Annotated in this window: 9 protein-coding genes and 1 pseudogene; 9 read left to right on the top strand and 1 reads right to left on the bottom strand. The window is 73.0% G+C overall.

What is annotated here, in order from left to right; translation table 11 throughout:
* Positions 1-142: 142 nt before the first annotated feature.
* Positions 143-508, top strand: a complete 366-nt coding sequence (locus tag VFZ20_RS25250) for a hypothetical protein (RefSeq protein WP_329686733.1) — start codon at positions 143-145, stop codon at positions 506-508.
* Here VFZ20_RS25250 and VFZ20_RS25245 read toward each other — a convergent pair.
* On the bottom strand, positions 492-1649 hold the full coding sequence (locus VFZ20_RS25245) for a sigma 54-interacting transcriptional regulator (RefSeq protein WP_329686732.1): 1158 nt from the start codon (positions 1647-1649) through the stop codon (positions 492-494). The genes VFZ20_RS25250 and VFZ20_RS25245 overlap by 17 nt on opposite strands.
* Before the next feature lie 284 nt (positions 1650-1933).
* Here VFZ20_RS25245 and VFZ20_RS25240 point away from each other — a divergent pair, with 284 nt between their 5' ends.
* The 8 genes and pseudogenes from VFZ20_RS25240 to VFZ20_RS25205 all read left to right on the top strand — a co-directional run.
* Positions 1934-3034, top strand: coding sequence for a hypothetical protein (locus tag VFZ20_RS25240; protein WP_329686731.1), 1101 nt, complete (start codon positions 1934-1936; stop codon positions 3032-3034).
* Between the two features lie 173 nt (positions 3035-3207).
* Positions 3208-3486: a hypothetical protein gene (locus VFZ20_RS25235; protein ID WP_329686730.1), complete on the top strand. Its 279-nt coding sequence runs from the start codon at positions 3208-3210 to the stop codon at positions 3484-3486.
* Position 3487: 1 nt separating this feature from the next.
* Complete coding sequence (locus VFZ20_RS25230) at positions 3488-3664, top strand: hypothetical protein (RefSeq protein WP_329686729.1); 177 nt, start codon at positions 3488-3490, stop codon at positions 3662-3664.
* A 261-nt stretch (positions 3665-3925) separates the two neighbouring features.
* Complete coding sequence (locus VFZ20_RS25225) at positions 3926-7510, top strand: hypothetical protein (RefSeq protein WP_329686728.1); 3585 nt, start codon at positions 3926-3928, stop codon at positions 7508-7510.
* 181 nt (positions 7511-7691) lie between these two features.
* Positions 7692-8087: a hypothetical protein gene (locus VFZ20_RS25220; RefSeq protein WP_329686727.1), complete on the top strand. Its 396-nt coding sequence runs from the start codon at positions 7692-7694 to the stop codon at positions 8085-8087.
* A 114-nt stretch (positions 8088-8201) separates the two neighbouring features.
* Positions 8202-9131: a ribose-phosphate pyrophosphokinase gene (locus tag VFZ20_RS25215; protein WP_329686726.1), complete on the top strand. Its 930-nt coding sequence runs from the start codon at positions 8202-8204 to the stop codon at positions 9129-9131.
* 454 nt (positions 9132-9585) lie between these two features.
* The gene (locus tag VFZ20_RS25210; protein ID WP_329686725.1) at positions 9586-11097 is read left to right on the top strand and encodes an MraY family glycosyltransferase; all 1512 of its coding nucleotides are present in this window, start codon (positions 9586-9588) and stop codon (positions 11095-11097) included.
* Positions 11098-11186: 89 nt separating this feature from the next.
* Positions 11187-11491: pseudogene (locus VFZ20_RS25205) on the top strand (glycosyl transferase family 1); the annotation flags it as partial.

The following is an 11491-nucleotide window of genomic DNA, read 5'->3' as shown; positions in this document are numbered from 1 at the left end:
GGGTGCCGGGTACGCGGGCGCACGAGGAAGAGTGGCAGCGGTTCTATCACCGCGGGCTCATCCACACGGGGGAGGAGGGCGGCGCCACCCGGCACCAGACGCGGCTGCGGGTATGCCCGTTCCACGCGGCCGGGTCGGGATCATGAGCGCGATGCGGATGGGGGTCGGCGCGTTGGACGATGCGCCCGGTGGGGAGGACGTGCTGATGGTGCTGCCGGCCGCGCGGGTGGCGACGATCGAGGAGGGGGCGGTGGAGCTCTTCATCCCTGACCGGCCCGGAGCGATGCGGATCTCGCGCGCCGTGTACGAGGTGTACCGCGCGTTTCACCTGCCCCAAAGGGTGGGAGAGGTGCTGTCCGGCGACGCCGCGCGGCGGGCGCGGCTGCTGCGATGCATTCGCCAGCTGGCAGGGAAGGGGTTCCTCGTCCCGCCCTCCGTGGGGATCTCCCACCTTTCGGCCGGACCCGCGCCGGCGGTGGAGTTGGACGACGTCAGCGCTCGGGCTTGAGGCGGTGGTGGCGCAGGAAGTCCATGAACTTGAGGTAGTCGTCCTGCTGGATGCCGAACACCTGCAGGGCGCGCTTGTAGCTCCAGTTGCTGCGGCGCAGCCCTTCCTCGACCACCGCGCGCACCTGGCCGCGGTTCAGCTCGCGGTCCATGAACGGCTCGTGCACCAGGTCCCAGAACGTCTCCGCGCCCCCCGTCATCCGGTTCAGCAGCGCCGCCGCCCCGCCGGGCGCCGGCGCCGCGGCCATGGGCATCCCGAAGGCGGGCGCGGCCGTGGGCGCGTGGGACGACGCGTCGCGCTCCAGCTGCTCCTCGAACGTGCCCGGCTCGATGACCGCCGCGCCGCACAGGGAGTGGCTGGTTTCCACCACGGCGCGCAGCTCGCGGACGTTGCCGGGCCAGAAGTACGTCCCCAGCCGCTCGAGGGAGGCCTCGCTGAAGCGCCGCTCCTGCCCCGTGTCGCCGTTCAGGCGGTGGACGTAGTGCTCCAGCATGAGCTGCCAGTCGGCACCGCGGTCGCGCAGGGGCGGCACGTGCAGCTGCAGGTAGCGCAGGCGAAAGAGCAGGTCCTCGCGAAAGCGGCCCTGCGCCACCAGCCCCCGCAGGTCGCGGTTGGTGGCCGCGATCACCCGCACGTTCACGCTGCGCACGCGCGTGTCGCCCACCGGCACCAGCTCGCCCTCGCTCAGCACGCGCAGCAGCATGGCCTGCGCGGGGAGGGTGAGCTCGCCCACCTCGTCCAGGAAGACGACGCCCCCGTCCGCCTCCACGAACACGCCGCGATGGTCCTCGAACGCCCCCGTGAAGCTGCCCCGCTTGTGCCCGAACAGCTCGCTGGCGATGAGCTGGCTCTCCGTGTACTGCGCGCAGTTCACGCTGAAGAACGGCTTCCTGGCGCGGGGGCCCAGCAGGTAGATGGCGCGGGCGAACAGCTCCTTGCCCGTGCCCGTCTCGCCCGTGACCAGCACAGGGGCCGTGGCCTGGGCAAAGCGGTGCACCCGCTCCTGCAGGGCCAGCATGGACTCGTGCCGGCCCACGAGCACCGTCTCGCGGCGCTCGCCCCAGCGCTCCATGGACATCAGCCGCACGCGCCGGGCAAGGTCCGTCTCTTCCGGGCCGACAGAGGGGGAGCGCTGGATCATGGAACCGCCACTCCAATCAAGAGGGTGCGGGCCGTTTTCCGCCGGTACGCGCGAACGTGGCCGACGTGCCGGTCGTGTACCGGGGGCACGCGAAGGCGGACCGGCGCGGACACAAAGCCCGCGCAGTACCCGCGCAGCAAGAGGGTCGAACGGAAGAAGGAGGATGTTTTGCGTCCTGAACCGATGGTCAGGATAGTGCGGGCTTCCCGCAGTGTCAACGTATTTGACGCGCACCCTTGGGGACGCGGGCTCGGGAGAATCCACGCCGTTCTCCGGGGGCGCGCGTGACCCGGGCCACGCGACCCCGCGGCGTGGGCCGCTACCCCCTGGCGGGTACCCTGGGCCTGTCCACGCGGCACGCCCCGGACGCCCTCGTCCCGCCCGCGTGGCGCGCGCGGGTGATGGGGGTGGCGGGGCGCATTCCCGCGGCGCTCACCCGCGCGGCGTACCTGGAGTGCCGCCTGCGCGAGGGGCCGGACCCCGTGGACCTCATCTTTCGCGTGGAGCGGGCGGGCGCGGAGATCCTGGCCGGCCGGCACCCGGGCGTGGACCCCGCGCGGCTGCTGGAGTGCGGCCCCGCCTGGCGCGCCGTGGCGGACTTCTGCGCCGCGTGGCTGGACGGCGAGGGTCCCGCGTGGGCGGCCGTCCGCCACCTGTGGCTGGAGCTGGACCTGGATGCGCCCGCGACGCCCGGCGGGCCGCCCCTGCCGCCGCCGTCCGTCTTCGTTGCGTTCGATGACGATGCCACGGCCGCCATGGACACGGAGGCGGCGCTGGCCCTCGTCGCCCGGGTGGTGGAGACGCTGGCGCCGGGGGCGATGGACCCTGGGACCCGCGCGCGCGTCCGGGGCGTGCTGGAGCGCCGCCCGCGGGGCGCCGCCCTCCCCTACGCGGGGGTGATGCTGTCGCGCCCGCGCCAGGCCGTGCGCGTGTACCTGTCGCGCGTGTCGGACGCGGCCGTCCCCGCGCTTCTGGGGGACGTGGGCTGGCCGGAGGACCAGGCGCGGATGGCGGCCGGGGCCGTGGCCACCATGGCGCGCGCCGGGGCGCCGGCGATCGGCATGCTGCACCTGGACGTGCTGGAGGGCGCGCTGCTGCCGCGGCTGGGGGTGGAGTACACGCTGGAGCGCCAGCCGCAGATCCGCGGGACGGTGGCGGAGCGGGCGTTCCTGGAGTCGCTGGCGGAGATGGGGCTGGTGGACCCCGAGCGGCGCGACGCGCTGCTGGCGTGGCCCGGGTACGAGGTGCGCACCCTGCGCCACGAGCTGTGGCCCAGCCTGCTGGCGCGCCGGGTGAACTGCATCAAGCTGGTCCACGAGCCGGACCGCGCGCCGCAGATGAAGGCGTACCTGCTCACCTTTCACCAGCCGCACCTGCGGAGGTGAGCGCGCGGCGGTAGAGGCGGGGCGCCACGGGGTAGAGCGCCGGTTCCACCGGGAGAGGCGGGGATGGAAGAAAATCCAGTGCCTGCGCGGATTTTTCGACTGTCCAGAGCGGCACCCGAGTTGCCCCGGGGCGGACGGGTCCCCCGCATCAATCTCAGTACAAAGGAACCGAGATGTCCAAGAAGAAGACGGACGACCTTCTCAAGGAGGTCATCGAACGCGCGGCGACCGACCGCGAGTTCCGCGTCCGGCTGCTGGCTGATCCCGTGGGCGCCATCCGCATGGCGTTCGGCGTGATCCTGCCTCACACGTACCGCATCAAGTTCATCGAGCGGCCGCGGGACCTGGACGCGCTCATCGTCCTGCCGGAGATGGGCCACGGCGAGCTGGACGAGGATGACCTGGACCTCGTCGCCGGCGGCGGCGACACCGACGTGTGCGGAAAGTGGTAGCATGACGCTGCTGGAGCGCATCCGCCTTCCCCGCGCCCGGCCGGCCGCCCCCGCGCCGGCCGTCGCCGCCGTGCCCGTGCCCGCCCTGGTGGGGCCGGAGCTGACGGACGACGACCTGGAGCAGGTGGTGGGCGGGCTGGAGCGTGTGTACGTTCCCGGGCTGGTCGCCGCGGACTGATCCGTCCGGCGGCACGGCGCGCGGTCCCCGGCGGCGGCACCTTTCCGGTGCGCCGTCCCGGGACCGCGCGCTTTCGTTTCCGCCGCCCCTCCCGCGCGGAGGACCACCGTCGAGGAGGGCGGTGGGGCCGCTCCAAAACGGTTGATCTCTGGCGAGTTCGTCCCTATCATGGGACGCGCGCGGCATCGTCCGTTTCCCGCCCGCGCACGCGGCGCATCCCGCCTCCTCGCCGCATCCGCTCTCATTCCCGCGGGACCCATCATGAAGACGCCCCCTTCTCCCCCGGAACCGTTCTCGGCGCTCGTGGAGCGCGAGCTGGGCACTCCCGCCGGCACCGGCGACCGGTGGATCCACGAGACGTCGCGCGGCTTGGCGGGCATTGCCCTGTCCGGCGGCGGCATCCGCAGCGCCACCTTCAACCTGGGCCTGCTGCAGGGACTGGAGCGGCTTGGGCTGACGGGCGCGTTCGACTACCTGTCCACGGTGAGCGGGGGCGGGTATATCGGCGGGTTCTGGACGCGGTGGCGCGCCCGCACCGCCATGGACGCGAACGGGAAGCCGGTGTCTCCTCCTCCCCGGAACGGGTCGTTTCCCGCCACCGACACGCGGACGGGGCAGCAGGCGGAGGCGGAACCCATTCGCCACCTGCGCGAGTTCAGCAACTTTCTCACGCCCCGCCTGGGGCTGCTTACCGTGGACACGGGCCGCGCCGTGGTGGCGGCCGTGAGCGCCATCCTGCCGTCGCTTGTGGCGGCGCTCTCGCTGATCGTTCTCGTGCTGCTGGCGTGGGCGACGGGCGCGCGGCTCCTCCTGGGCGACCAAGCCCTGTGGACGCTGCGGAGCCTGCCCTGGGCGACCGCGTCGCTGCTGACGTTCACGGGCGTGCTGCTGGTCGCGCTGCTGGCGGCGGAGCGGATGACGCCCGCGGAGCTGCGTGTGAAGGCCGGCGTTCCGTACGCCGCCGCCGTGGCACTGTCGGTCGTGGCCACGGGCGGTGCGTGGGGGTGGATCACGGGGACAGGTGTGCTGCGGGGGTTCTGGAACTACTCGCAGCGGCTTCCGCTGGTGTTGTACGGGGACGGCGCGGACCGCTGGGGGCCGCTGTTCCTGCCGTCCGCTGCGCTGGCGGCCGGCGCCCTGGCCCTCGTGGCGGTGCGGGTGCTGATGTCGCGCTTTCGCCGCATCAAGCCCGAGTCGCCCCTGCGGACGAGCCTTGACCGCGCGCAGAGCCGGCTGTGGCTGTTCGCGGCCGTGTGGGCCGTGGTCGCGGCGCTCTGGTGCCTGGGGGTGCTCGCCACCGGCAACGTGTTCAGGACCGACCTTCCCGCCGCCGGTCCCCTGGCGGCCGCGGCCACGGCCCTGGCCGCCCTGTTCGCGCGGGTGCAGAAGGCCATCAGCAGCCCCTCCTCCGCCAAGCCGTCCGGGCAGATGATGACGCGGCTCAAGCCCCTGCTTCCCCAGCTGCTGTCGTACGCCGTGATCGGCCTGATCGTCGTCACGCTCGTGGCGGGGCTGGTCATGCTGGGCCGGCCGGCGCTGTACGCGTGGGGCGAAGGGCGCGACTGGGTGTCGGCGGCGGGGCGCCTGGGCCTGGTGACGCTCGGCGCCGTGCTGGTGACCGTGCTGGCGCTGCTGCTGTTCAATCCCAACGAGGTGGGGCTGCACGCGTTCTACAAGGGCCGCCTGGTGCGGGCGTACCTGGGCGCCTCGTGCGAGCCGCCCAACCGCTCCACGGGCGACGTGGCGGACGACGACCCGTTCCTGGACGCGCTGCCGGCCGGCGACCGGCCCTTTCACCTCGTCTGCTGCGCGGCCAACGACCTGTCCAACGGGGGAGAGATCGCGGGGCTCAACCGCGGCGCCACGAGCGCCGTTCTCTCCCGCGCGGGTATCTCCGCGGGCGCGGACTGGGCGGAGTGGGGCGAGGACAGGAACCGGAGGCACGTCCCCACGCTCGGTGCCGCCATGACGGCGTCGGGCGCGGCGTTCAACTCGCTCATGGGCGCCAAATCCATCCAGTTTGGCCCGGCCGTGCGGTTCCTGGCGGCGGCGCTGGGGCTGCGGCTGGGGCTGTGGATCGCCCATCCGCGGCGCATCCGCGCGGGGCAGCCGCCCGCGCCGGCCACGCGGGTGCAGGTGGGCGCCGTTCCCGTCGTGTCGGATGCCGGGCGGATGGCGAAGGCGGGCGCCGCGTCTTCCGCGTTCCTGGCGCGGGTGCGCGAGGTGCTGCGGCCGCTGTTCGTGGGCGCGCCGTTCTACCGCGAGCTGCTGGGGCTGGCGCGCGCGGACGGACCGACGGTGCACCTGTCGGACGGCGGCCACTTCGAGAACATGGCCATCTACGAGCTGGTGCGGCGCCACTGCATGTTCATCCTGGCCTCGGACTGCGGGCAGGACGGCACGGTGGCGTTCGACGATCTGGGCAACCTCGTGCGCAAGGTGCGCGAGGACTTTGCCGTGGACATCCGCATCGACCTGGCACCGCTCCGTCCCGATCCCGCCACGGGGCTGGCGCGGCAGCACATGGTGGCGGGCGACATCCACTATCCCAACGGCGACACGGGCGTGCTGCTGCTCTTCAAGCCCACGCTGGTGGGGAGCGAGCCGGCGGACGTGACGCAGTATCGCACGCGCAACCCGGCGTTTCCGCACGAGAGCACGGGCGACCAGTTCTACGACGAGGCGCAGTGGGAGTCGTACCGGCGGCTGGGCGAGCACGCGGCCACGGAGGCGTTCGCGCGCATCGCGGCGGGGCTGGCGGCCCCCGCCAAGGACGACCGCGCGGAGCTGTTTGGCCGGGCGCGCTTCGAGTGGCTGCCGCTGCCGGACGGCCACGCGGACCGCGCCGACGACGTGAGCGAGCGCATCGCCGAGCTGAACGCGCTGCTGCGCCAGGACGACTGCCGGGGCCTGCTCGAGGAGGTGCAGATCGAGCTCGCCGGCCTGCCCGCGGACGCGCCCCCCGCCGGCGAGCCCACGGCCCGGCGGCGGGCGCGCAGGGCGCGGGAGCAGGCGGCGGCGCTGGACGCCGTGCGCCACGCCCTGCGCACCCTGGAGGAGCTGTACACGGCCGAGAGCCTGGAGCGGACGTATTCCCATCCCGTGCACCTGGGCCTGGTGAACTACTTTGCCCGGTGGGCCAACGCGCGGACGGTGCGCGCGTGGTGGCCCGTGCTGCGGACGCTTCACGCGCCGCCGTTCGTGCGCTTCGTGGAGCGCCTGTACGGCCTGGGCGGCGGCGCTCCGCCCGCGCGGGTGACGACGGCGTTCGACGCGGACGGGTACGCGGCGCTCTGCTGGCTCAACCAGCACGGCGCGCCGGCGGACGCGAGAAAGCGGCGCGTGATTGCGTACGCGCTGGAGGTGGACGGCCGCGCGCTGCAGGCCGGCCTGCTGCCGTGCGATGTGTCGGCGAAGCGCGTGGCGTGGGAGGCGCGCGACTTCTACGTGGCGCCGGGGCTGTGGGGGGTGGGGCTGGGGACGGACTTCGTGGCCCGCCTGCGCGACGCGGCGCAGCTGCCCCTGGCCGACGCGGCGGCGGGGACGCCGGAGCCGGAGTGGCTGATCGTCCGGGTGTCGGACGGCGCGGCGTCACCGCAGCGCATTGCCGCGGACGTGCAGATGTACCGGCAGCAGGGCTTCGCGGAGCTCACGCTGGACCCGCGCACGGGCGCCGTGCTGATGGATGGGAGGGCGCATCCCTCGCTGGAGTTCCAGGACCTTCCGGCCGACTGGCAGAAGGGCCCGGGCCGGTGGATGATCGGACAGCGGAAGCTCGTACCGGCGCCCGCTCCCCCTGCGCCGCCCGCCGCAGCCGCGCCCCCGGCGGAGCCCGTGGGCTCCTGAGCACGCAGGCACGGGGGATGGACCACGGCCGGAGCACCGCACGTGCTCCGGCCGCTTTCCGTTGGCGATTCGAGTCGCGGAACGGACTTGCCCGCGTTCCCGCGCCGGCTTCTCTTGCTTGCCCCCTGGATCAAACGTCCTGACGAGTGGAGATGACGTGTCGCGAGGGAGCAGGGTGGGGATGGCGGCGGTTGCGTGCCTGCTTGCGGCGTGCGGATCGGCCGAGCAGGCGCCGGTGGAGGACGAGGCGGTGGTGGAGGAGCCGTGCGGTCCGGCCCGCATCGTGGTCACGGCGGTGCCTGCGGACTCGTTTTCCACCGCCGATCGCTGCGCGCTGGTGGGGCTGGCGATGCGGATGCTGGGATCGGCGGGGCCGGAGACGGGGCTGATGCCGGAGGACACGGCGGCCGCGGAGACCGCGCGCCTCGTGCCCATCCAGCAGCGGGATCCGCGTTCAGACAGCATCGTCGCTTCACGCTGGCAGGTTTCCGTGGGCCTGCGCGGGCGCCCGTACGACGCAGAGCTGCTGGTGGACCGCAACACGGGCAGGGTCCGCATCACCCGAATCCACAAGTGAGATCGGCCGGAGCACCGCGCGTGCTCCGGCCGTTTGCGTCGGGTGGCGCGGAAGCCGCATCTTCCCGCGCGCCGAATTCCGGCGGAGGACGGACTACGCACTTTCGCACTCGCAATGTCGGATTACATCCTGTTCGCCGGGAGCGCAAACCCGGCGCTGGCACGGGCGGTGGCGGATACGCTCGGCGTGCCGTTGGGCGACTGCGCCGTGGAGCGCTTTCCCGACGGGGAAACGAGCGTGCGGGTGCTGGAATCCGTACGCGGCAAGGACGTGTACCTGCTGCAGCCCACGTGTCCGCCCGTGAACGACAACGCCATGGAGCTGCTCGTCTTTGCGGACGCGTGCCGGCGCGCGGCGGCGGGGCGCATCCACGCCGTCGTCCCGTACTACGGGTACGCGCGATCGGACAAGCGCCACGGGCGCCGCGAGCCCATCACGGCCAGCCTGGTGTCGCTGCTGATGCGCGAGGCGGGCATTGACCACGTGGTGACGCTGGACCTGCACACGGACCAGATCGAGGGCTTCTTTCCCGGCCCGTTCGACACGCTGACGGCCGTACCCACGCTGTGCGCGGCGCTCAAGCCGGAGCTGCCGGCACAGTCCGTGGTGGTGGCGCCGGACGCCGGCCGCGTAAAGCTGGCGACGGAGTACGCGGCGCGGCTGGACGTGCCCCTGGCCGTGCTGCACAAGCGGCGCGAGAGCGGCACGGAGACGCACGTGACGCACCTCGTGGGTGAGGTGGAGGGCCGCGCGTGCGTCATCATCGACGACATGATCGCCACGGGCGGCACGCTGGTGGAGAGCGTGAATGCGCTGCGCGAGGCCGGCGCGGCGTCGTTCGTGGTGATGGCGACCCACGCGCTGCTGATGCGCAATGCGCTGGAGCGCTTGGCGGACGCGGGCGTGGAGCGCGTGTTCGTGACGGACAGCGTGCCGCCGCGCGAGGATCCGCGCGGCATCCTGCGCGTGGTTTCGGTGGCGCCGCTGCTGGCGAGCGCCCTGCGCCACCTGGTGCAGGACGAGTCTCTCCAGGAACTCTTCTGATCCCGCCGAACAGCAACTGATTTTCTCACGCAGAGGGAGCAGAGGCAGCAGTACTTCAACAGCAGTTGCAGTACTCTGCTGCCTCTGCTCCCTCTGCGTGAGAATGCAGTTCCTCTCGCCCTGCTACGGGTGTTTACGTCCGTGCACGAAGGAAATCCCCGCCGGCTGCCCATCCAAGGGGGAAAATGGGCGCGCTCTCCGCGTAACCATCCCTCAACTCCATGTGGGTGAACGCCTTGTCGCGTGAGCGTGCTCGTGGATCGCGCGGATTTCATGGCGCGTGGGGCATGCGGCGGTACGAAACATTCGTGTAAATGTGATACGTGGACATGCATCAGCCTTGACCTGGGTTGCGCGTCAGGCTATCGTAAATGCATAGCTGGAATCGGTTTGCGCGGGAACGTAGCGCGATCGGCTCCCTGCTCGCTTCCCGGACCCCCTCCGCCATCCTCCCGTGCTGATCCTCTCCGTCTTTGGCGTGGCTGTGCTCACGGCGCTGCTGGTGACGCCCGTGGTGGTGCGGATGGTGACCGCGTACGGGGTCTACGGCCACGTGCGCCCCTCCGCCGACCGCGAGGGGCCCCGTGTGCCCCGCATGGGCGGCATCGCCGTCGTCGTGGCGACGACGGCGGCGCTGGGGATGGCGGCGCTGCTCCCGGGCGGCGTGCCCGCGTCGGCCGCGGCCCCGGAGCACTTCTTCGTGGGGGTGCTGGCGGCCGGCTGGCTGCTCTTCGCGGCCGGGCTGCTGGACGACCTGTACAACCTGCGGCCGGCGGCCAAGCTGCTGGCCCAGTGCGCGGCGGGGATCGTGGCGTACGGGTTCGGGTTCCGCGTGGAGGAGCTGTCGTTCGCGGGCGCCACGCTGGACCTGGGCGTGCTGTCGCTGCCCGTGACGCTGCTGTGGATCGTGGGCATCACCAACGCCTTCAACCTCATCGACGGGCTGGACGGCCTGGCGACGGGGATTGGCCTGGTGGCGCTGGGCAGCACCTTTGCCGTGGCGTGGATGCTGGGGAACCCGGAGGTCGCGCTGGTCTGCGCGGCGCTGGGCGGCGCGCTGCTGGGATTCCTTCGCTACAACTTTCGCCCCGCGCGCATCTTCCTGGGTGACTCGGGGAGCCTGTTCGTGGGTTTCATGGTGGCCGTGCTGTCCGTTCACGGCTCCACCAAGAGCGCCACGGCCGTGCTGACGGCGGCACCCCTGCTGCTGCTTGCCCTGCCCATCCTGGACACGGTGCTGTCCGTCGTTCGCCGCTGGCTGCGGGGCAAGCCCGTCTTCGGCGCGGACGAGCACCACCTGCACCACCGCATGCTGGCCATCGGCCTCACGCACGTGCGCGCCGTCGTGGCGCTGTACGTGATGGCGGCGGGGCTGGCCGTCATCGGCGTGCTGATGGCGTCGGGGCCGCAAAAGACGGTCGCCATGACGGCGCTGGCGGGCGCGGCGGCCTCGGTGGCGCTGCTGCTGTTCGCCATCAAGCGCCTGGGATACCACGAGTTCGTGGAGGCGGGCGCCGTGGTGCGCAGCGGCATGCGGCGCGTGCGGCACAGCATCCGCGACCAGATCCACGCCCGTGACGTGGCGCAGGTGCTGGCCCGGGCCGAGTCGCTGGTGCACGTGCAGGCCATCCTGCAGGACAACGCGCCCGCGCTGGGGCTGCTGTACGCCACCGTCTGCCGCGAGTCGTCCGCCGAGGGCGCCCGCGCCGAGCTGCCGGCGCGGTCCGCCGCCCGCGCGTGGAAGCTGGAGTGCCCCATCCCCGTCCGCGAGGCGGAGGCGGATCCGCTCATCCTGCGCGTGTGGACGGACGCCCCCGACGACCTGCGCCTGCTGACCGCGGACCGCACGTCGCGCGTGCTGGCCGCCGCCGTGGCCGACTGGCTGGCCGGCGGCCTTCCGAACCCGCACGCCGCGCCGGCCCCGGTGCAGCACGTGGCCGCGCGGCGCGCCTCCGCCCCGGCGTGAGCGCGCTGTCCTCCGCCGCTCCTCCCATCCCCATCCGTTCCCTGACTCCCGACACCCGTCCGGGCCGTTCGCCGCGCCCGCCGCTGCACGTGGTCTACCTCAGCGCGTCCGGCGCGCTGGGCGGGGCGGAGCGCGCCCTCCTGGACCTGGTGGCCAGCCTGCGCGCGGCGGAGCCGTCGTGGCGGCTGACCGTCATCGCGGCGGAAGAGGGCCCGCTGCCGGAGCGCGTCCGGGCGCTGGGGGCGGATGCGCGCGTGCTGCCGTTTCCGCGCGCGCTGGCGGGCCTGGGAGACGCGGGCGCGCCGGCGGACGGGCGGGGGCTGCGGATGGGCATCGCGCGGGCGGCGCCGGGGGCCGCGCTGTACCTGGCGAGACTGCGCCGGCTGCTGGGGGC

Source organism: Longimicrobium sp. (assembly GCF_036280135.1).
Classification (GTDB): Bacteria; Gemmatimonadota; Gemmatimonadetes; order Longimicrobiales; family Longimicrobiaceae; genus Longimicrobium.
Note: the sequence above shows the minus strand (reverse complement) of the source record. Positions and strands in the feature narration are given on the sequence as shown.

Bases quoted from the DNA above. Each gene is read 5' to 3' on its own strand.
- VFZ20_RS25250 (WP_329686733.1), top strand. From the start codon at position 143: ATGAGCGCGATGCGGATGGGGGTCGGCGCGTTGGACGATGCGCCCGGT.
- VFZ20_RS25245 (WP_329686732.1), bottom strand. From the start codon at position 1,649: ATGATCCAGCGCTCCCCCTCTGTCGGCCCGGAAGAGACGGACCTTGCC.
- VFZ20_RS25235 (WP_329686730.1), top strand. From the start codon at position 3,208: ATGTCCAAGAAGAAGACGGACGACCTTCTCAAGGAGGTCATCGAACGC.
- VFZ20_RS25230 (WP_329686729.1), top strand. From the start codon at position 3,488: ATGACGCTGCTGGAGCGCATCCGCCTTCCCCGCGCCCGGCCGGCCGCC.
- VFZ20_RS25225 (WP_329686728.1), top strand. From the start codon at position 3,926: ATGAAGACGCCCCCTTCTCCCCCGGAACCGTTCTCGGCGCTCGTGGAG.
- VFZ20_RS25220 (WP_329686727.1), top strand. From the start codon at position 7,692: ATGGCGGCGGTTGCGTGCCTGCTTGCGGCGTGCGGATCGGCCGAGCAG.
- VFZ20_RS25215 (WP_329686726.1), top strand. From the start codon at position 8,202: ATGTCGGATTACATCCTGTTCGCCGGGAGCGCAAACCCGGCGCTGGCA.